Source organism: Nonomuraea sp. NPDC049784, from assembly GCF_040659615.1.
Taxonomy (GTDB): Bacteria; Actinomycetota; Actinomycetes; order Streptosporangiales; family Streptosporangiaceae; genus Nonomuraea.
On sequence record NZ_JBFAMX010000030.1, the window covers coordinates 1 to 20,126 of the forward strand.

At 68.2% G+C, this 20,126-nt stretch carries 21 protein-coding genes and 1 riboswitch; of the genes, 9 read left to right on the forward strand and 12 right to left on the reverse strand.

Going from position 1 to position 20,126, the window contains the following annotated elements; genetic code table 11:
- Window positions 1-221: 221 nt before the first annotated feature.
- The 4 genes from AB0J09_RS10335 to AB0J09_RS10350 form a co-directional block, all read right to left on the reverse strand.
- Entirely contained in the window at window positions 222-422 is a 201-nt protein-coding gene (locus AB0J09_RS10335) for a cold-shock protein (protein WP_238503559.1), read from the reverse strand.
- 244 nt (window positions 423-666) lie between these two features.
- On the reverse strand, window positions 667-942 hold the full coding sequence (locus AB0J09_RS10340) for a MoaD/ThiS family protein (protein WP_360688258.1): 276 nt from the start codon (window positions 940-942) through the stop codon (window positions 667-669).
- A gap of 24 nt (window positions 943-966) precedes the next feature.
- Window positions 967-2,199 (reverse strand): threonine synthase, encoded by a 1,233-nt coding sequence (gene thrC / locus AB0J09_RS10345; RefSeq protein WP_360688261.1) that lies wholly within the window; start codon window positions 2,197-2,199, stop codon window positions 967-969.
- A gap of 13 nt (window positions 2,200-2,212) precedes the next feature.
- Window positions 2,213-2,354, reverse strand: a riboswitch (SAM riboswitch).
- A gap of 79 nt (window positions 2,355-2,433) precedes the next feature.
- Window positions 2,434-2,988, reverse strand: coding sequence for an RNA polymerase sigma factor (locus AB0J09_RS10350; RefSeq protein WP_360688264.1), 555 nt, complete (start codon window positions 2,986-2,988; stop codon window positions 2,434-2,436).
- 31 nt (window positions 2,989-3,019) lie between these two features.
- Here AB0J09_RS10350 and AB0J09_RS10355 point away from each other — a divergent pair, with 31 nt between their 5' ends.
- The gene (locus tag AB0J09_RS10355; protein ID WP_360688267.1) at window positions 3,020-4,450 is read left to right on the forward strand and encodes a trehalose-6-phosphate synthase; all 1,431 of its coding nucleotides are present in this window, start codon (window positions 3,020-3,022) and stop codon (window positions 4,448-4,450) included.
- An 8-nt stretch (window positions 4,451-4,458) separates the two neighbouring features.
- Here AB0J09_RS10355 and AB0J09_RS10360 read toward each other — a convergent pair whose 3' ends face one another.
- From AB0J09_RS10360 to AB0J09_RS10370, 3 genes are read right to left on the reverse strand one after another with little or no spacing between them, the layout of a single operon-like run.
- Complete coding sequence (locus AB0J09_RS10360; protein ID WP_360688270.1) at window positions 4,459-5,031, reverse strand: hypothetical protein; 573 nt, start codon at window positions 5,029-5,031, stop codon at window positions 4,459-4,461.
- A 35-nt stretch (window positions 5,032-5,066) separates the two neighbouring features.
- Window positions 5,067-5,837, reverse strand: coding sequence for a trehalose-phosphatase (gene otsB, locus AB0J09_RS10365; RefSeq protein WP_360688273.1), 771 nt, complete (start codon window positions 5,835-5,837; stop codon window positions 5,067-5,069).
- A gap of 39 nt (window positions 5,838-5,876) precedes the next feature.
- Window positions 5,877-6,176 (reverse strand): DUF3263 domain-containing protein, encoded by a 300-nt coding sequence (locus AB0J09_RS10370; protein ID WP_360688276.1) that lies wholly within the window; start codon window positions 6,174-6,176, stop codon window positions 5,877-5,879.
- Window positions 6,177-6,286: 110 nt separating this feature from the next.
- Here AB0J09_RS10370 and AB0J09_RS10375 point away from each other — a divergent pair, with 110 nt between their 5' ends.
- The 5 genes from AB0J09_RS10375 (at window position 6,287) to AB0J09_RS10395 (ending at window position 10,558) form a co-directional block, all read left to right on the forward strand.
- Complete coding sequence (locus AB0J09_RS10375; protein WP_360688279.1) at window positions 6,287-7,093, forward strand: SAM-dependent chlorinase/fluorinase; 807 nt, start codon at window positions 6,287-6,289, stop codon at window positions 7,091-7,093.
- Window positions 7,094-7,285: 192 nt separating this feature from the next.
- Window positions 7,286-7,783: a hypothetical protein gene (locus AB0J09_RS10380; RefSeq protein WP_360688282.1), complete on the forward strand. Its 498-nt coding sequence runs from the start codon at window positions 7,286-7,288 to the stop codon at window positions 7,781-7,783.
- Window positions 7,780-8,919, forward strand: coding sequence for a S8 family serine peptidase (locus AB0J09_RS10385; RefSeq protein ID WP_360688285.1), 1,140 nt, complete (start codon window positions 7,780-7,782; stop codon window positions 8,917-8,919). The genes AB0J09_RS10380 and AB0J09_RS10385 overlap by 4 nt, the downstream gene beginning before the upstream one ends.
- A 53-nt stretch (window positions 8,920-8,972) precedes the next feature.
- On the forward strand, window positions 8,973-9,377 hold the full coding sequence (locus AB0J09_RS10390) for an OB-fold domain-containing protein (RefSeq protein ID WP_360688288.1): 405 nt from the start codon (window positions 8,973-8,975) through the stop codon (window positions 9,375-9,377).
- A complete protein-coding gene (locus AB0J09_RS10395; RefSeq protein ID WP_360688291.1) occupies window positions 9,374-10,558 on the forward strand; it encodes a lipid-transfer protein in 1,185 nt (394 codons plus the stop codon). The genes AB0J09_RS10390 and AB0J09_RS10395 overlap by 4 nt, the downstream gene beginning before the upstream one ends.
- Before the next feature lie 51 nt (window positions 10,559-10,609).
- Here the strand turns inward: AB0J09_RS10395 and AB0J09_RS10400 are convergent, their stop codons facing one another.
- The 5 genes from AB0J09_RS10400 to AB0J09_RS10420 all read right to left on the reverse strand — a co-directional run bounded on the left by AB0J09_RS10400 (window position 10,610) and on the right by AB0J09_RS10420 (window position 16,334).
- Complete coding sequence (locus tag AB0J09_RS10400; protein ID WP_360688294.1) at window positions 10,610-11,623, reverse strand: dipeptide ABC transporter ATP-binding protein; 1,014 nt, start codon at window positions 11,621-11,623, stop codon at window positions 10,610-10,612.
- On the reverse strand, window positions 11,610-12,644 hold the full coding sequence (locus AB0J09_RS10405; protein WP_360688297.1) for an ABC transporter ATP-binding protein: 1,035 nt from the start codon (window positions 12,642-12,644) through the stop codon (window positions 11,610-11,612). The genes AB0J09_RS10400 and AB0J09_RS10405 overlap by 14 nt, the downstream gene beginning before the upstream one ends.
- Before the next feature lie 13 nt (window positions 12,645-12,657).
- Window positions 12,658-13,632, reverse strand: coding sequence for an ABC transporter permease (locus AB0J09_RS10410; protein WP_360688300.1), 975 nt, complete (start codon window positions 13,630-13,632; stop codon window positions 12,658-12,660).
- A complete protein-coding gene (locus AB0J09_RS10415; protein WP_360688303.1) occupies window positions 13,625-14,569 on the reverse strand; it encodes an ABC transporter permease in 945 nt (314 codons plus the stop codon). The genes AB0J09_RS10410 and AB0J09_RS10415 overlap by 8 nt, the downstream gene beginning before the upstream one ends.
- Window positions 14,570-14,696: 127 nt before the next feature.
- Complete coding sequence (locus AB0J09_RS10420; protein ID WP_360688306.1) at window positions 14,697-16,334, reverse strand: ABC transporter substrate-binding protein; 1,638 nt, start codon at window positions 16,332-16,334, stop codon at window positions 14,697-14,699.
- 472 nt (window positions 16,335-16,806) lie between these two features.
- Between AB0J09_RS10420 and AB0J09_RS10425 the strand changes: the two genes are divergently transcribed.
- The 3 genes from AB0J09_RS10425 to AB0J09_RS10435 all read left to right on the forward strand — a co-directional run bounded on the left by AB0J09_RS10425 (window position 16,807) and on the right by AB0J09_RS10435 (window position 19,237).
- Window positions 16,807-17,742: an ABC transporter permease gene (locus AB0J09_RS10425; RefSeq protein WP_360688309.1), complete on the forward strand. Its 936-nt coding sequence runs from the start codon at window positions 16,807-16,809 to the stop codon at window positions 17,740-17,742.
- Entirely contained in the window at window positions 17,735-18,601 is an 867-nt protein-coding gene (locus AB0J09_RS10430; RefSeq protein WP_360688311.1) for an ABC transporter ATP-binding protein, read from the forward strand. The genes AB0J09_RS10425 and AB0J09_RS10430 overlap by 8 nt, the downstream gene beginning before the upstream one ends.
- 480 nt (window positions 18,602-19,081) lie before the next feature.
- On the forward strand, window positions 19,082-19,237 hold the full coding sequence (locus AB0J09_RS10435) for a hypothetical protein (protein ID WP_360688314.1): 156 nt from the start codon (window positions 19,082-19,084) through the stop codon (window positions 19,235-19,237).
- The last annotated feature ends 889 nt before the right edge of the window (window positions 19,238-20,126 follow it).

Below are 20,126 nucleotides of genomic sequence, written 5' to 3' on the forward strand. Positions count from 1 at the left end.
GCCATGGACACGTGAGGGAGCGCCGACGCCTGGACTGAGGAGCGGCGGGAGCGAAGCGACCAGAGCGACGAGGGAAGGCGGCGGCGAACATGCAGTCCACATGACGGTGCGGCGAGCCACCCCATGCGGCTCGCCGCACCCGAGTCGACGAAAGAAAGGTGGCAGGTTCGCACGGACTGCGCTGCCGCGCGATCCTGCCGGTGCATACCAGCGGGGGCGTATCAGACCGCGCGAACGGCCTCTGCTTGGGGACCCTTCTGGCCCTGCGTGATCTCGAACTCGACTCTCTGCCCCTGTTCGAGAGCTCTGTACCCGTCCATCAGGATCGCTGAGTAATGGACGAATACATCCTTACCACCGTCTACCGCGATGAAGCCGTAGCCCTTGTCCGCGTTGAACCACTTGACGGTGCCCTGCGCCACTTCCGACTCCTCTTACTGGGCCCACAGATCTCGCCCATTCCTCCGCGAGACCCGTAATCACCTGACTTAACGGAAAATCAGCCAGACGATCGCCCTCGACCATACCTGTGGCACGGGGTTTGGCAACAGAGTCAATCCACAAACCTCGCATTTCTTCGCATCGAAGGTCGTTGAAAGGTTCATTTGGCCTGGAAAAGCAGAAGGCGCCCACTAGGGGCGCCTTCAACACTGTGATCTATGGCACTCAGCCGCCGGCGACTGCCGGGATGATAGAGATCTGAGTGCCCTCAGGTGCTGGAGTGTCGAGCCCGTCGACGAAACGGACATCCTCTTCCCCAACGTAAACGTTGACGAAACGCCGAATCTTGCCCGATTCATCCAGAATTCTCGCGCCGATCCCCGGGTAGTCGGAGTCGAGCTTGGCGAGGACGTCACGAAGAGTCGCGCCCTCGCCACTGACTTCCGCGTTGCCCCCGGTGTACGTGCGCAGAATGGTGGGAATCCGCACAGTAACGCTCATGGTTAAACTCGCCTTTCCTGGTTGTCAGACAGCCGCGCGGAACGCGTCGAGGGAGGGCCGGATCACGGCCGTGGGCTTGGCGTCGTCGCTGATCGCGTCGAGCGTCTTGAGTCCGTCGCCCGTGTTGAGCACCACGGTCTCGGCCTCGGGATCGAGCCGCCCACTCTCGGCCAGCTTCTTCAGCACACCCACGGTAACCCCGCCCGCGGTCTCGGCGAAGACGCCCTCGGTCGAGGCCAGGAGCTTGATCGCGGCCACGATCTCGGCGTCGGTGACGTCCTCGACGGCACCTCCGGTGCGCCGGGCGATGTCCAGCACGTAAGGCCCGTCAGCCGGGTTGCCGATGGCCAGCGACTTGGCGATGGTGTCGGGCTTGACCGGCTGCACGACGTCATGCCCGGCCTTGTACGCGGTGGAGACCGGCGAGCATCCGGCCGCCTGGGCTCCGAAGATCTTGTACGGCGTGTCCTCGACCAGGCCCAGCTGGACCAGCTCCCGGAAGCCCTTGTCAATCTTGGTGAGCTGCGAGCCCGAGGCGATGGGGATGACGATCTGCTCCGGCAGCCGCCACCCGAGCTGCTCGGCGATCTCGTACGCGAGCGTCTTGGAGCCCTCGGCGTAGTAGGGCCGCAGGTTGACGTTGACGAATCCCCACTTGTCGCCCAGCGGGTCGCCGATCAGTTCGGAGCAGAACCTGTTGACCTCGTCGTACGTGCCGTCAATGCCGATCAGCTTGCCGCCGAACACCCGGGCCATGGCGATCTTCGCCGTCTCGAGATTGGCCGGGATGAACACGCACGCCTCGAGCCCGGCCCGCGCCGCCGCGGCGGTGACCGCACCCGCGAGATTGCCGGTGGAGGAGCAGGAAAGCGTGTGGAAGCCGAAGTTACGCGCCGCCTCGACGGCGATCGCCACCACGCGGTCCTTGAATGAATGAGTGGGGTTGCCCGAGTCGTCCTTGACGTACAGGGACTTGAGGCCGAGTGCGCGCCCAAGGTTTCCGGCCTTGACCAGTTTGGTCCATCCCGGGTTCATGTTGGGTTTACTGGCGACGTCGACAGGAACGGGGAGCAACGACCGGTAACGCCAGATGTTGGCGGGACCCGACTCGATGTCCGCCCGGGTCACGGTGCCGAAGGAATAGGCCGCTTCGAGCGGCCCGAAACACTCCAGACACGCGAAGCTGGGACCGAGGGGGTAACGCGTACCGCATTCGCGGCAGGACAGACCGACAGCAGGACCAAAGTCAAGCGACATGAAGCGAGGCCTTCCCTCATCTTCGCCTGCGGCCACCTTGACCGCAGACCGGAATTGGCACCTTGTCCCGGTCGGCCTCGCCAGGTCGCGAGCCTCAAGCCGGGAGGGTTGCCGGGGCTTCGTAGGGCCGGTCCCTCCACCCCTCTGGATGAGCAATATTCAGTTGTTGAAATGGACTCTACCTGCCCAGGGGGCCGAAATGGCCACTCGTCTCAGAACGTGAGACGTGCCGTCTCAACGGTAGTCCTCACCCAGCACTCCCTGCACGTATTTGCGCGCCTGGTGAATGCGCGACTTGGCGGTGCCGAGCGGGATGCCGAGCTGCTCGGCCACCTCGCTGTAGTCGAGCTGGACGATGTCGCGCAGCACCAACGCCTGTGCCAGGTCGGGCTTGTCGGCCTCCAGCGCCTCCATGGCGTCGAGCAGGTCGAGCCGCGAGCCGGCGATCACGCTCACCCGCCGCACGTCGGGCTTCTGCATGGGCAGCTCGTCGGAGCTCTGCTCGGCCGCCCTGCGCTTGAGCGACCTGTACGTGGTGCGCGCGCAGTTGGCCGTCACGATGTGGAGCCAGGTGCTGAATCTCGCCCGGCCCTCGAACCGCCCGATGTTGCGCGCCACGGCCAGCAACGTGTCCTGCGAGGCCTCCTCGGCGTCCTGGTGGTAGGGCAGGATCCGGGCGCAGTGACGCATCACATCGGGCTCGATTCGCGCCAGAAGCTCGCCAAGTGCGCGATGATCTCCTGCAGCGGCGGAGCGGGCGAGTTCCTCGGTTAGCTCATCAAGCGCCATAGCTGGGATCCTATGGGCGAAGGGAGCGTAGATGAACAGCGTCCTGGTGGCCTCCAACAGAGGACCGGTCTCGTTCACCGTGTCCGACGACGGTGAGCTGACCATGAAGCGCGGTGGCGGCGGCCTGGTGTCAGGGCTGTCCGGGGTGGCCAAGAAAGAGGGCGTCCTGTGGGTGTGCGCGGCGCTGTCCGACGGCGACCGCAGTGCCGTTCGCCTGGCGCCCGGCGGCAGGATCGACCACGCCGGCTACGACACCGGCCCGCTGCGCATGCTCGACATCCCGCCCGCCGTCTTCCACCGGGCCTACAACGCCGTGGCCAACTCGACCCTGTGGTTCGTCAACCACCTGCTCTACGACATCCCCAACGCGCCCAACTTCGGCACGAGGTTCGAGCGCGAGTGGGAGTCCTACCGCGACTACAACGGAGCCTTCGCGCTGGCGCTGGCCGAGGAGGCCGGCCACGGCGCCCGCGTGATGGTGCAGGACTACCACCTGACGCTTACCCCGGCGATGCTCCGCGCCGAGCGGCCCGACCTGCGCATCGCCCACTTCAGCCACACCCCGTGGGCGCCGCCCGAATACTTCTCGCTGCTGCCCGACGAAGTGGTCGGAGAGGTCCTGGAGGGCATCCTGGGCGCCGATCACGCCGGGTTCCTCACCGACCGGTGGGCGCAGGCGTTCATGGACTGCTGTGAGGCGCTGCTGGGCGCGGAGGCCGACCGCGCCGGCCGCAGCGTCACCTACGAGGGCAGGACCACCCGCATCGGCGTCCACAGCCTGGGCGTGGACGGCGAGGCGCTGTGGGAGCGGGCCTGCGAGCCCGACGTCGAGTCGCACATGGCCGCGCTCAGGGAGCAGGTGGGCGACCGGCGGCTGATCGTCCGCATCGACCGCACCGAGCTGTCGAAGAACATCGTGCGCGGCCTGGTGGCCTACCGCGAGTTCCTCGACGCGCACCCCGAGTGGCACGGGAAGGTGGTGCATCTGGCCTTCGCGTACCCGAGCCGGCACGACCTGCCCGAATATCGCGAGTACACCGCGTCGGTGCAGCGCTGCGCCCAGGAGATCGAGGACGAGTACGCCACCGAGGACTGGGACCCACTGATCCTCAACGTCAACGACGACTACCCGCGCTCTCTGGCCGCGTACCGGATGGCCGACGTGCTGCTGGTCAACCCCATCCGCGACGGGATGAACCTGGTCGCCAAGGAGGGCCCGGTCCTGTCGCCGCGCTGCGCGCTGGTGCTCTCACGCGAGGCGGGTGCGGCGGCCGAGCTGGGCCCGCACGCCCTCGTGGTGAACCCGTACGACATCAGCGGCACGGCCGCCGCGCTGCACCAGGCGCTCGTCATGCCCGAGGACGAGCGCCGGATGCGCCGCGACAAGCTGCACGCGGCGGCCACCGCCCTGCCGCCGCAGAAGTGGCTCGCGGCCCAGCTCGACGCCCTCGCCGAGATCTAGGGCGGTTCTCAGCTCCAGTCGGCGTTCTCGAGCGTGTCCGCCAGCCCCGGCGTGTTCCACTGGTCGACGACCAGGATCTTGCTCTTCGGCAGGTACCACTCGCGCTGCGTGAAGCGGGCCAGCACCTTCGTGCTGGAGTAGCTGGCGCAGGTGGACTGCCACGCGTTGTAGGCGGCCTTGTGCCCCGCCCCGACCTGGCGCAGGCCCCTCGTGACCTTGGGGCCGATCCTTTCGCCCCACTTCTTGTTGACCGGGCAGGGCTGTACGTCGCTCGCCGTGTAGAACGGGTCCTTGCCGGTGTAGGGGCTGAACCACTCGCGGCCGTGCTTGATGTACTTGGGGCCGAAGACGTAGAAGGCGTCGCACTCGGGCGTGCCCCACCCCTGCGGCTTCGCGCACTTGCCGGTCACGATCTGGACCGCGTCGGTGCCCATGCCGTAGACCCGCCACTTGATGGGGATGTAGAGGGTCAGGCCGTTACGCAGCTTGAGAGCCTGACCGGGCGCGGCGTTCGCGGGCATGGAGACGGCGAGGAGGGTGGCAGCGGCCACGGCCGCGGCGGCGAGGTATCGCTTGGACATGCGCTCGACCCTAGGCAGCGAGACTTGCAAACCAATCACGAACGGCTGAAAGCCGACGCAAGTTCTTGCAGCAGCGCCACGACTCCGTCGGGCCCGTCCACCACGATGTCGGCCTGCTCCGCCAGGGCGGTGACCTCGGCGGAGCCGCTGCACACGGTCACGCCGGGCAGCCCGGAGGCGCGTACGGCCCCGAACGCGGCCAGGTCGCCCAGATCGTCGCCGACGAACATGACGGACCTGGCGGCCCGCTCGGCCAGGAACAGGCTGAGCGCCTGCCCCTTGTCCATGCCGGGCGGCCGCAGCTCCAGCACGAAACGCCCGGGCTCGACCACCAGGCCGTGCTTCTCGGCCAGCTTGGCCAGCGGCTCGCGCAGCCTGGCCAGCGCGCCCTCGGGGTCGGGACTGCGCCTGGTGTGCACGGCCACGGCCCGGCCCTTGTCCTCGACGACCACGCCCTCCAGGCCGAGCGCGTCGAGCAGCAGCGGCAGCTCCGCCTCGGCCCGGAGCACGCCCGGAGGGGGCGGGGGCCCGGAGATCCGGCCGTTCTCCCAGCGCTCGAAGCCGTAGTGCCCGAGCACGACCAGCCCGGGCACGTCGGCCAGGCCGGGCCCGAGCTCCAGAGCGGTGGCCGGCGGCCTGCCGGTCACAATGGCCACCGCCAGGACGTGGGCGCCCAGTTCGGCGAGCACCTCGGGGGCCTTCGGGTGGATCACGGCCTTGGCGGGGTCGGGCACGATCGGCGACAGGGTCCCGTCGAAATCGAGTCCGATCACGGCGCCGGCCGGATCCTTCAAGATCGCTTCCATTCCAGGGATGTTCCTCACGCGGCTGCCGTACCCAGCCGGTCAGGGACGCATGCCGAGCCTTCTGGCCGCACGGTCACGCTGGCGGGTGGATCGTAACCTGCGCAGCCTCTTGACCAGCATGGGATCGTGCTCGAGTGCCTCCGGCCTGTCGATCAACTCACCGAGCAACTGGTAATAGCGCGTGGCGGAGAACCCGAAGCTCTCCTTGATGGCGTGCTCCTTCGCACCCGCGTAGCGCCACCACTGGCGCTCGAAGGCGAGGAGTTCGATATCGCGTTCTGAGAGTGGTTGGCCGGACGGTTCCTGGGCAGCATTGTCACCGCTGAGCGGTGCTCCCATGGTGTCCTCCTCGAAAGGGCGTGGGCCGATGCGCGCAGGCGGCCCGTCCTCATCGTAATGTGCCGAGTGCGGCTGTTCACGGCGGATTGAGAGACGTACAGTCACGAAATGTGACCTCAGTCATCACACTCCTCACCGACTATGGGCTCGAAGACGGCTATGTGGCGGCGTGTCATGGAGTGATCGCCGGGATCGCCCCTGAGGCGCGGGTGATCGACGTGTGTCACCTGGTCCCCGCGGGAGACGTACGGCGTGGTGCGGCGATTCTCGCCCAGACCATCCCCTACCTCCCCCAGGGCATCCACATCGGCGCGGTCGATCCCAGCGCGGGCGGCGCCAGGCGCGCGGTGGCCGTCGAGGCGGGCGGCCGGGTGTTCATCGGCCCCGACAACGGGCTGCTGTCGTGGGCGGTGCGCGCCAGCGGCGGCGCCGAGGCCGCGTACGAGATCAGCAACGACGCGCACTTCCTGCGTCCGGTCTCCCCCACCTTCCACGGGCGCGACGTGTTCTCGCCGGTCGCGGGGCGGCTGTCCGCCGGGCTGCGAACTTCCGACCTGGGGCCCGAGGTGCCGGTCGGCCGGCTGGTCTCGTTGCCCGAGCCGACCTCGCTGCTGCGCGACGGCTCGGTGGAGGGCGAGGTGGTCTCGGTCGACCGCTACGGCAACACCCAGCTCTCGATCGCGGCCGGCGACCTGCAGGCGCTCGGCGTGCGGGTGGGCGACACGCTCGGGGTATGGCTGGGCCGGCGGCAGCTCGCGCTGCCGTACCGGGAGACGTTCGCGGCGGTGCCGCCCGGGGAGCTGGTGGCGTTCGCGGACTCGGCGGGACTGGTCGCGATCGCGGTCAATTCCGGTGACGCGGCGCAGCGGCTGGGGCTCCCACCTGGAGCGCATGTCCGACTTTCCCCTACCCCTTAGGTCGAACTTCGCAGATCGGAATTACTCCGCGTATCGGTCTGTTCACCAAATGACCTCCAGTCACGTGTCAGAATGCACGCGCGGGCATCCTCCCCTCCCGCTCGAGATCTCCCGCTCGAGGTCGACGTGTTCCAACTGTCCGTTGTGCTGCTCTCCATACTTTCCGTGATCTGGCCACTACCGGAGCCGCCCGTGTCAGAGCGCTGGCGCGCGTGGCCGGTGGCGCAGATCTTCCCCGAGACCGTGCCCGGCGTGAGCCCGTCGGGGGCACGGATCACGTACGTGCTTGCCGGGGTCGCGCCCGAAGCCCCCTGCCGGACGGCGTTCCAGCCCGCCGCCGTATTACGCGGCTGCCGCGTGGCCCTGCGCGCCACGTACGCCGACAGCACGCAGACGTTCGTCGCCACCGTGGGCATCGCCGTGCTCGACAGGGCCTGGTCAGGCTCTTCCCGCACGGGGCGGCCCGCGACCGTGCGGCCGGTGGCCTTTCCCGAGGGGCCCGCGGAGCGGTTCGGCGAGCGGCAGTACTTCACCGGGATGGTCGTCGGGTCCTACGAGCACTACATGGTGGCGACGGCCGCGGGATACGCCGACGGCAGACCGTACCAGCCGGGTGACCGCCTCGTGCCGCGGCTGCGCGACGCCGCGCGGCAGATCGCGACGGCGCTGCTCCGGGCGTTGACCCGATGAGCCGGCTCATCGTCCCCGCCCTGGTGGCCGCCCTGGTGGTCGGGGTGGCCCCGGCGAGCGCCTCCGACGACGTCGGCTTCGACCACGTGGGAGAGATGGCGCGGGCCGGGCAGTGGCAGCTCGCCGCGATGCGGCTGCCCGAGGCGTGGCGGTCGAGCAAGGGCGAGGGCGTGGTCGTGGCCGTGCTCGACACCGGCGTGAACGGCCGCCACCCCGACCTGCAGGGGGCCGTGATCCAGGGCCCCGACCTGACCGGCGCCGCCAAAGGGCTCTGGGGGCGGCACGGGACCGCCATGGCCAGCCTGATCGCCGGGCGCGGTCACGGCGACGAGCGCAGGGGCGGCGTCATCGGGGTGGCCCCCGCGGCCAAGGTGCTGTCCATCAGGGTCACGCTGGAGAACGGCGACCCGCTGCGTGTGCAGCAGCGCTCCGGCGGGCGCGACGCGCTGGCCAAGGGCATCCGGTACGCGGTCGACCACGGCGCCGACGTGATCAGCATGTCGCTGGGCGGCGGCAGCGGCGCCTGGGAGGGCTCAGCATCGGAGGAGGAGGCCGTCCAGTACGCGATCGCCAAGGGGGCGGTGCTGGTGGCCTCGTCGGGCAACGACGGCGAAACGGCCAACAGGATGAACTTCCCCGCCGCCTACCCCGGGGTGATCGCCGTGGGGGCGGTGGACCGATCGCTGCGCGTGGCGGGGTTCTCCAACCGCCAGGACTACCTCTCGGTGGTAGCCCCCGGTACGGAGATCGTCACGGCCGACGGGGACGACTCGTACGTGGTGAGCGACGGCACCAGCTCGGCGGCGGCCATGGTGGCGGGCATCGCGGCCCTGATCAAGGCGGCACATCCGGACATGTCGCCATACCACGTGCGGATGGCCATCGAGCTCGGCACCCGGAAACGGCCCGCGGACGGCCACAGCCCGGCCTACGGGCACGGGGTGGCCGACGCGCTGCTCGCCCTGCGGCAGGCCGACCGCCTGGACGTGCCCGCACCGCCCCCCGCCCGGCCGGGGCCGTACTTCGGCGATGGGCCACCGCCTGTTTCCAGGTGGCCGGTGGTGGCGGGCATGGTGATGCTGGTGGCGGCGATGTCGGCGCGCGTGATGGTGCGCCACCGCAAGCGCCGCAAGTGATCCACGAAGACGACCTTCCCAACCTAGCAAGCGCTTGTGCGATACTGCGGACTATGACGTTTGCGATCGAGGGCTGGTTCGCCATCGACGAAGACGGCGTCTTCCTCCTGGGCGCCAGGTGCGCCACCTGCGGGACGGTCTGCTTCCCACCCCGTAGCGGCCTCTGCCCCAATCCGCGCTGCGAGGAGACGTCGATGGAGGAGATCCGGCTTCCACGTCGCGGGAGGGTGTGGTCGTACACGAACGCCTGTTACCCGCCCCCGGCGCCCTACGTCGCGGCGGAGCCGTACGTGCCGGTGACGCTGGCCGCGGTGGAGCTCGACCAGGTGGGGATCGTGGTGCTCGGGCAGGTCAAGGGCCTCACGGCGGCGGAGCTCGAGGTGGGCATGGAGCTGGAGCTCACCTCGGGACCGCTGGCCGACGGGCCGCTGGTGTGGATGTGGGAGCGGGCCTCATGAGCGTGGTGGTGCTGGGCGTCGGGATGCATCCGTGGGGGAAGTGGGGCCGGCCCTTCCTGGAGTACGGGGTGGCGGCGGCCCGCGCGGCCCTGCGCGACGCGGGGGTGGCGTGGACCGATGTGGAGTTCGTGGTCGGGGCGGACACGATCAGGAACGGCTACCCGGGCTTCATCGCGGGAGCCTCGTACGCCCAGGCGCTGGGCTGGTCGGGTGCCAGGGTCGCGTCCTGCTACGCGGCCTGCGCCTCGGGCGCCCAGGCCGTGGACATCGCCCGCACGCGCATCCTGGCGGGCCTGTGCGACGTGGCGCTCGTGGTGGGAGCGGACTCGACTCCGAAGGGCTTCTTCAAGCCGGTCGGCGGGGACCGTCCGGACGACCCGGACTGGCAACGCTTCCGGCTGCTGGGCGCCACGAACCCCGCCTATTTCGCCCTTTACGCCCGCAGGCGCATGGCCCTGTACGGCTCGACCCCGGCCGACTTCGCCGCCGTCAAGGTCAAGAACTCGCTGGCCGGATCGCTCAACCCCATGGCCCGCTACCGCAAGCCCGTCACCGCCGAGGAGGTGCTGGCCTCCCCCATGGTCGCCGACCCGCTGCACCTCATGGACATCTGCGCCACCTCGGACGGAGGCGCGGCGGTGGTCCTGGCCTCCGAGTCCTACGCCCGGCGGCGGGGCCTGTCCGCCTCGGTACGCGTGGCCGCCGTGTCCACCGTCACCCCGACCTTCCCCAACACGATCCTGGAGCTGCCGAACTTCGCCAGCGACTCCAGCGCCGCCGTACCCGCCCCTGAGAGGCCCTTCAGAGCGGCGATCGCGCACGCGGCGTACGAAGAGGCGGGGGTCGGGCCGGAGGACGTCTCTCTGGCGGAGGTGTACGACCTTTCCACGGCACTGGAGCTGGACTGGATGGAGGACGTCGGTCTGTGCCCGCGCGGCGAGTCGGCCAAGCTCCTGCACGACGGGGAGACGGGCCTGGGCGGCCGGATCCCGGTCAACCCCTCGGGCGGATTGGCCTCCTTCGGCGAGGCGATCCCCGCCCAGGCGATCGCCCAGCTCTGCGAGCTCACCCTCCAGCTGCGGGGCGGGGCGGGGCCGCGCCAGATTGCGGACGCCCGCGTCGGCCTCGCCGTCAACCAGGGCCTCTTCGGCCACGGCTCCGCCCTGATCGCCACCGCGTGACGCGAAGGCCCTCCGAGGAGAGCTCCTCGGAGGGCCTTGGTACGCAGGGCGTCAGCCCACGTGCACCACGTCGTGCGTCTCCGCGAAGTGGCAGGCGCTCTCGTGCCCGGTGCCCGGCCGCACCTGCAGCAGCGGCTCCTCCTCGGCGCAGATCCCCTGCGCCTTCCAGCACCGAGTACGGAAGCGGCACCCCGACGGCGGGTTGGCCGGGGACGGCGGGTCGCCCTGGAGGATGATCCGCTCCCGCTGCTCCCGCCCCTCCGGGTCCGGCACCGGCACCGCCGACAGCAGTGCCTGCGTGTACGGATGCGCCGGCCGGTCGTAGATCTCCGTGTCCTTACCGAGCTCCACGAACTTGCCGAGGTACATCACGCCCACCCGGTCGGAGATGTGCCGCACCACCGACAGGTCATGGGCGATGAAGATGTACGCCAGGTTGAACTCGTTCTGCAGCCGCTCGAGCAGGTTGATCACCTGCGCCTGGATGGACACGTCCAGGGCGGACACCGGCTCGTCACAGACGATGATCTCCGGCTGGAGCGCCAGCCCTCGGGCGATGCCGATGCGCTGCCGCTGCCCTCCGGAGAACTGGTGCGGGTAGCGGTTGATGTGGTCGGGGTTGAGCCCCACCACCTCCAGCAGCTCCTGCACCTTCTTGCGACGGCCGCCCCGGGGCGCCACCTCGGTGTGGATCTCGTACGGCTCGCCGATGATGTCGCCGACGGTCATCCGGGGGTTCAGCGAGGTGTACGGGTCCTGCATCACCATCTGGATGTTGCGGCGCATCCGCTTGAGCTCGCCGCCCTTGGCCTTGCCGATGTCGCGGCCGTTGATCTTCACCGAGCCGGAGGTGGGCCGCTCCAGCGCCATCAGCACCTTGGCGAGCGTGGACTTGCCGCAGCCCGACTCGCCCACGATGCCCAGCGTCTCGCCCCTGTGCAGGTCGAACGACACGCCGTCGACGGCCTTGATCGCACCGATCTGCCGCTTGAAGACGATGCCCTGGGTCAGCGGGAAGTGCTTGACCAGGTCCCGAACCTCGAGGATGCGCTCACCGATCGCCATCGAGGACCTCCCTCCAGTAGTGGCACGCGCTGCCTCTGGTGCCGCTGATCTCGTGGAGCGGGGGGACGTCGGTCACGCAGTCGTCCTGCCGGTACGGGCACCGGGGATGAAACGCGCAACCGGTCGGCAGGTCGAGCAGGTTGGGCGGCAGGCCCTTGATCGCGTACAGGTCCTGGCCCTTGTGGTCGACCCGGGGGATCGACTCGAGAAGGCCCTTCGTGTACGGGTGGGCGGGCCCCTTGTAGATGTCGTGCACGGGGGCGTTCTCCACGATGCGCCCCGCGTACATGACGGCGATCTTGTCGGCCACGTCGGCCACGACGCCGAGGTCGTGCGTGATCAGGATCAGGCCCATCTGGCTCTCGCGCTGCAGCTCGGCCAGCAGCTCCATGATCTGCGCCTGGACGGTCACGTCGAGCGCCGTGGTCGGCTCGTCCGCGATCAGCACCTCGGGGTCCAGCGCGATCGACATCGCGATCATGATGCGCTGCCGCATGCCCCCGGAGAACTGGTGCGGATAGTCGTTCACGCGCTGCCTGGCCGCCGGGATGCGCACCCGGTCCATCAGCTCGACGGCCTTCTTCATGGCGTCGCCCTTGGACATGCCCCGGTGCACCCGGAACATCTCGCTGATCTGCCAGCCCACGGTGAACACCGGGTTGAGCGCGGAGAGCGCGTCCTGGAAGATCATCGCGATGCGCTGGCCGCGCACCTGCGTGCGCGCCTCCTCCGAGAGCTTGAGCAGGTCGGTGCCCCTGAAGCGGATCTCCCCCTTGGGGATGACCGCCGGCGGCATGTCCAGGATGCCCATGATCGCCTGCGCGGTCACGGACTTGCCCGAACCCGACTCGCCCAGCACGGCGAGCGTCTCGCCGGGGGCGACCGAGTAGCTCACGCCGTTGACCGCGCGCACGATCCCCGCACGCGTGTGGAACTCCACGTGCAGGTTGTCGACCGCGAGCAGCGGCTCGTCGCCCAGCCCTCCCTCGGCGGGCAACACATCCGTTGACGTCTTCTTCACTTGATCCCCCCTTCTACCTGAGCTTCGGGTCGAGGGCGTCGCGTACGGCGTCGCCCATCATGATGAACGCGAGCACCGTGACGCAGAGGAACACGGCCGGGAACACCAGCGGCAGTGGCGCCTCCAGGAACCTGCTTCGCGCGTCGGCGATCATGAGGCCCCAGGAGATTTGCGGCGACTGCACGCCGACGCCCAGGAACGACAATGCCGCCTCGGCCGCGATGAAGCCGCCGAGGTTGATCGTGGCCACGACGATGACCGGGGCCAGCGAGTTGGGCAGCAGGTGGCGGAACATGATCCGGCCCGAGCCCGCGCCCAGCGCCCTGGCCGCGACCACGAAGTCCTGGTTCTTCGCGGTGATCACGGCCGCTCTCATGATGCGGAACGTCATCGGCCAGCCGAGCACCGCCAGCGCGATGATGACCAGCAGGATGCTGTTGAACTTGCCGCGGAACGTGGCCGCGATGAGCAGCGCGCCGAGGATCGGGGGGATGGCGAAGAAGATCTCGGTGACCCGCGACGACACCGTGTCGACCACGCCGCTGCGGTAGCCCGCCACGATGCCGAGCAGGCCGCCGATGATCGTGGTGATGATCGTGGTGAACACGCCGATCAAGATCGAGTTGCGCGCACCGTAGATCGTCCTGGCGTAGACGTCGCAGCCCAGGTTGTCCTTGCCGAACAGGTGGCCGGCGCCGGGCACGTGCCTGGCCGTGGACAGATCACAGGTCCTGGCGCTGTACGGGTCGATCGAGGTGAACAGCGACGGCAAGAACGACATGACCAGCAGGATCAGGATGATGATCACCGAGATGATGAACATCGGCCGCCGCCTGAGGTCATACCAGGCGTCGCTCCACAGGCTGGCCGGCTTGCCCTCCTTGGCCTTCTTGGCATGTCGTGCCGGTGCCGGGGCGGTCACCGTGTCGGTGACCATGGTCTGCGTCTCCGGGAGTCCGGGCCCCACCGGCGGGGTTGGGTTACTCATAGCGGATCCTCGGGTCGAGCACGGCGTACAACAAGTCGACGACCAGGTTGGCCAGGATGTAAATCAGCACCAGGATCGTCACGATACCCACGACAACTGGTTGTTCTCGCAAGTAGACGCTGGTGTAGAGCTGATTCCCGATCCCCGGCAGGTTGAAGATCGTCTCGGTGATCACCGCGCCGCCCATCAGGTTGCCGAGGTCGGCGCCCAGATAGGTGACCAGCGGGATCAGTGCGTTACGCAACCCATGTCTGCCGATGACGCGGCGTCTCGGCAGGCCCTTGGCCGTGGCCGTGCGGATGTAGTCCGCTCTCAGCGTCTCCGCCAGGCTGGTTCTGGTGAGCCTGGTCAGGTAAGCGATCGACGTTCCCGCGAGCACGAAGCCGGGCAGCAGGTAGCTGCGCCAGCCCGCGAACGTGCCCGCGACGGGGAAGATGTCCGCCCCGGTCCACTGCTTGAGCTTCACGCCGAGAATGAGCTGCAGCACGAAGCCGGTCACCAGCGTGGGCACCGAGATGAGCAGCAGCGTGGAGGCGAGGATCATGGTGTCGGTGGCCTTGCCGCGGCGCAGCGCCGCCCACAGTCCGAGGCCGACGCCGATGATCGCCTCCATGACGAGGGCGGTCAGGGCGAGGTTCAGGGTGACCTGGAACTTGCCGGCCATGATCTGGGACACTGGCACGTCGGCGAAGTTCACACCGAAGTCGCCGCGGAAGAGCACGCCGCTGATGTAGTACCAGTACTGCAGCAGCAGCGGATCGTTGAGGTGATACTGCTCGCGCAGGACCTCGGCCACCGCGGGGTCCGGACGCTTGTCTCCGAAGAGCGCCGCGATGGGATCCCCAGGCAGCGCGAAGACGATCATGAAGATGAGTAGGGTGGCGCCGAGCAGGACGGGTATCGCCTGGATCAGACGCCTGATGACATAACGGCCCATTGAAGCCCTCCGGTACATAGCTTGGAGGCAGCCCCCCGGAGCCCGTGGTTCACCCGGCTCGGGTGGCTGCCTCCAAGCTCAGCCCTCCGGCGAGTGGGCGGCAAGAGCCGCCCACTCGCGAATGACGTCAGGCCTTCTCTATGTCCGCCCATTGAACCTGGTTGAGCAGGTTGAGCTTGACATTCTTGACCTTGGTGGAGTGCCCGAAGTTGCTCCGGTAGAAGTAAACCGGGATGTACGGAAGGTCCTTGACCAGGATGTCGTCCGCCTGCTGGTAGAACTTCAGTCCCTCGGCGGGGTCGGCGGCCTGGTCACCCTTGGCCACCAGGTCGTCGAACTCCTTGTTGGAGTAGCCACCGTAGTTGGAGCCGGTGCCGATGGAGCCGGTGCCGAAGATCGGGGTCAGGTAGTTCTCGGCCGACGGGTAGTCGATGGACCAGCCCATACGGAACAGGCCCTTGTACTCCTTGGCGTCCAAGGCGTCCAGGATGCCCTGGAACTTCTCGAACGGCTTCGGCGTGACCTCGATGCCCAGGTTGGCGCGGAGGTTGTTGGCGACCGCCTCGATCCACTCCTTGTGGCCACCGTCGGCGTTGTAGCCCAGCTCGATGGTCTTGGGGCCCTTGGCCGCGTCGTACAGCTTCTTGGCCTCGGCCGGGTTGTACGTGCACGCGGCGCAGGCACCCTGGCGGTAGCCGGGGATGGCCGGGTTGATGAAGTCGTCGGCGGGCGCGCGGGTACCGGAGAAGACCGTCTCGGTGATGGTCTTCCTGTCGATGGCCAGCGAGATGGCCTTGCGGACGTCCGGGTTCTTGAAGTCCGGGTTGTACTTCAGCGGCACGCCGATGTAGCCGACCGCGGCGTCGGGCTCGTCGAAGTAGCGGTCGCCCAGCGCGGCCTTGGCGCTGGCGATCGCCGAGGCCGGCAGCGAGTCGTCGACATCGAGGTTCTCGGCCTGAAGGTCGTTGTACGCGGTCTCGGCGCTGGTGTAGATCTTGAACTGGAGCTTCTTCCAGTTCTTCGGTTTCGGACCCGGGAACTTGTCGTAGACCGTCATGTCGATGGTCTGGTCGGTGCCCTTCTTGTAGGGCTTGTCCACCTTGAACGCGCCCTGGCCGACCGGCTGCTCGCCGTAGGCCTGGGTCACCTTGCCGTCGGGGCCGAAGGCCGACTTCGGCAGCGGGTAGAAGGCGGTGTAACCGAGCATCGTCTTGAACTGCGAGAACGGCGCCGTGAGCGTGACCTCGAGCGTGAGGTCGTCGACGACCTTGAGGCCCTTCATCTCCTTGGCCGTCGGCGTCTTGCCCTCACCCGGGTGCACGTCGGCGTAGCCGTCGACGCGGCCGAAGAAGTAGGACGAGGCCATGGCGTTGTCCTGGTAGGCGGCGTAGTTCCACGCGCGGGCGTAGTCCGCGGCGGTCACCGGCGTGCCGTCGTGCCACGTGTAGCCGGACTTGAGCTTGATCGTCCAGACCTTGCTGTCCGACGTGCTGATCGACTCGGCAGCCTCCTCGACTGGCTGCTTGTTCTCGTCGTAGCGCACAAGCGGCGAGAACACCGCGGCGAGGACCTCGGACCCCTCGGTCTCCGTCGTGTTCTGGGGGTTCAGGAGCTCCTGGGGCTCACCGATTTCCATGCGGACCGGCGTTTCGCCGCCGCCCGCGGCAGTGCCGCCACTGTCAGAGGCACCGCCGCCACACGCGGCAACCGCGAGGGCGAGCAGCGCGGTACCGGCGACGATCTGTGCGCCCTTAGTAACACGCATGGTGAAAGAATTCCTCCCTCTACAGGTGGGCGTAAGCGCTGAGCTGCGGTGATCGTGAGCAGCCTGACGGGGGGTCCTGGTATCCCCCCGGGTTTGGCTGACATGGTCAAACCAGCCGACGCCCTGCCAGTCGTTCGCGACTATCCCTTACTACTTGCCACCAGGGAGTCTCTGGCGCGTTGCAGTTCGGTCACACGTGCGCCAATCCAGCGTCACAGACATTCATCGCAAGAAGCATTAAACCGTACAAACACCCTGTAACTGGCCCGGCCTGGACGTGAACAGTCGATGAAAATTACCCCCTACAGGAGAGTGGTCGCGCCCTTCCCACCACACCCCGGCCCGCTGGGCTACGGTTGAGCAGGTCTTGACGGCACCTTGGGAACCCGGCGTCGTAAGACTCCGTCCAACTGACTGTCGCCAACCCGTGTGACAGGCACCCCACTGACCTGGATCCAATAGAGTCCTTGCCATGAGCCAGCCGGAATCCGCTGTCGCGGACGCCCAGGCGGGCGGCCGAAGCGGGCAGGAGCCGCTGGCCAAGCTCGCCCAGAGATACGGGCTTCGCCGTGCCATCGCGCGGCCGAGGTTCGGTGTCTACCTGCGCCTGCTGTGGGAGCGGCGACACTTCATCCTCACGTACGCGACGTCGCGCAACGTCTCGAAGTACTCCAGCTCGGCCCTCGGCCAGCTGTGGCAGGTGCTGACCCCCCTGCTGAACGCGGCGATCTACTACGTGATGTTCGGCGTCATCCTGGGCGGCAAGAACGGCATCCAGAACTACCCGGCCTTCCTGCTGACCGGGATGTTCGTCTTCACCTACACGCAGCGGACCGTCACCACCGGCGCCAAGTCGATCTCGGGCAACCTCTCGATGATCCGGGCCCTGCACTTCCCCAGGGCGTCCCTGCCGCTTGCCTACGCGATCCAGGAGCTGCAGCAGCTCGCCATCTCCATGGGCGTGCTCCTCGTCATCGTCACGATCACCGGTGAATGGCCCACCTGGTTCTGGCTCATGGTCCCGGTGGTGCTGCTGCTCCAGACGATGTTCAACGTGGGTGTCGGCCTGGTCGTCGCCCGGCTCGGCGCCCAGATGCGCGATCTCAACCAGTTGCTGCCGTTCATCACCCGCTTCTGGCTCTACGCCTCAGGCGTCTTCTTCTCCATCCAGGACAAGGTGGTGTCCTCCGCCAAGCTGCCCCAGTGGGTCGCCGACGTGATGTATCTCAACCCCACCGCTTCCTTCATCGAATGGATGCGGGAGATCCTCATCTCGAGCCACAATACGAAGCTCGGCCACCACCCCCCGACGATGGTGTTGGTGTCTTGCGTATTCTGGGCCGTGTTCGCGCTTGGCTTCGGCTTCTGGTACTTCTGGCGGTCCGAGGAGAGGTACGGGCGTGGCTGAACTGACCAAGGAGCTGTCACAGGTGAAGGGCGAGAAGCCCGCCGTCCCCGGCAAGGATGTGAGAGTGCATCCCAATCCGGAGCCCCAGGGCAAGTCGCCGCTCGACGTCCCCACGGGCACTCCGACCGTCATCGTCGACGACCTCCACATCGTCTACCGCGTCTACGGCGCGGCCTCGGACGCCGAGAAGGGCAACGCGGTCAACGCCCTCACGCGCCTCCTCAAGCGCCAGGGCCGGCCGCAGATGAAAGAGGTCCACGCGGTCAAGGGCGTCACGTTCGTGGCCTACCACGGCGACGCCATCGGCATCGTGGGCCGCAACGGCTCGGGCAAGTCCACGCTGCTGCGGGCCATCGCGGGCCTCCTCCCCCCGCACGAGGGCGCCGTCTACACCGACGGCCAGCCCTCGCTGCTCGGCGTCAACGCGGCTCTAATGCGCGAGCTGACCGGCGAGCGCAACATCATCCTCGGCTGTTACGCCATGGGCATGACGCCTGCCGAGGTTCGCGAGAAGTACCAGGAGATCGTCGACTTCTCCGGCATTGACGAGTTCGTCCAGCTGCCCATGTCCACCTACTCCTCCGGCATGGGCGCCCGCCTCCGCTTCGCCATCTCCTCGGCCAAGACCCACGACGTCCTCCTCATCGACGAGGCCCTGGCGACGGGCGACCGCGAGTTCCGCAAGAAGAGCGAGGAGCGCATCCGCCAGATCCGCGAGTCCGCCGGCACGGTCTTCCTCGTGGCCCACGACCTCAAGGTCATCGAGGAGACCTGCAACCGCGTCATCTGGCTGCACAAGGGCAAGATCAAGATGGACGGCGACCCGAAGGAAGTCATCGCCGCCTACAACAAGGGCTGACCCCGGCCCCTCCGGCGTCCTCCACCAGCGCCCTTCCCGGGGCGTCGTCACCTCGGCACGCACGAGCCAGAGCCCGGCAGCCACGCCCGACGCGCCGGGAAACCTGCACCCAGCCACCCACACACCGCTCCGACGCCCCCGGTACGTGTGCGCCACACCTCGCACCCGGTCCGACTCCGCCGGGTAGGTGACTGCCACGACCCCGCGCCCAGTCCGACGCCGCCCGGTACGCGAGAACCACCACCCCGCACCACGTCCCACGCCACCAAGGGGGCCGGACGCCTCTGCCTCACTCACCCGACGCCGCCGAGGACCTGAACTCCCAGGGGCCTCAGCCGAAGTACGATCTCCCGGCAGTTCGATCTCTTGTGCGAAACACAGGGCGACCACTGTGACAAATGACTGACAGGGAGCCTGGCGTTCCGATAGGATTCGAACGTCAATTCGATCCGAGGGTCGCTGATGGAGTGGGAGCGCGCGATGGTGGAGCTTTCGACCGCGATCGACCACCTGGCCACCGAGGACGTGTCCGAGATCCCCCGGACGCAGCTCGCCGAGCAACTACTGGAGCTGCACTGGCAGATGGCCAGACTGCAGGCCCAGATAGCCCGCCGCACCGGCGTCCGCCTGCCGTAGCCGGATTGAGGGAGCGGGTCGTCAAGAAGGCGGCGTGACGGCGACCGGCCATGTGCGGGTCAGCGAGCGTCACCCTGGAGGCCCTCAGCCACGTGCGGCGGGTGGCGCCCACCGTGCGCAGCCGTACAAGATGGGGGTTTTGAAAGCGGCGGCGAGCACGCACGGCGCTGCACCACACTCGACAAGCTCAGCAAAAAGGCCGCCGACCCCAACAAGACCGGGGCCGGCGGCGGGGCTCGTGCGGCGCCGCCGCCCTGCAGTAAGCGGCGCAGTGCACGAGCCAGGGCGCGGGCGCGTCCGCCCAGGCCCGTCATGGAGACCATCCGCTTTCGCGGGGTCTCGCAACCCACGCGCGTCAGTGCCTCGGGCGTCCGGCACCTGTGAGCGCCCGTCGGCCTGCCGCGTCAGTGCGACGACATCTCCCAATCGGCCCCGCCGACCTGCCGCACCGGAACGGCGGCACCGGGCTTCCAGCACCAGGACGAACGGCACACGGACCGCCGCGTCCCGGCAACGGCACAGACCTGCCGCACCGGACCTTCGGCACTCGGACCGCCACGCCCCACATCGGCACAGACCTGCCGCGTCAAGCCTGCCTCACCAGGATGGACGCGCGCAGACTGGCACCAACGGACACGCGCGGACCACCGTGCAGATGGCCCTGGACAGATCACCGTGCCGGCCACCGTGCAGATGACCCCGGACAGATCACCGTGCCGGCCACCGTGCAGATGACCCCGGACAGGCCGTTCCGACCGCCGTGCACGGACGCACATCGCCGTGCGGACCGCCATACAGCCGGACGCCGACGTCGGCGCTGGATCCCGGGAAAGGGAAAAGATGTCGTCAGGGAACAGCTGGGGCGCGTGAACGGGGCCGCGTCGTAGCC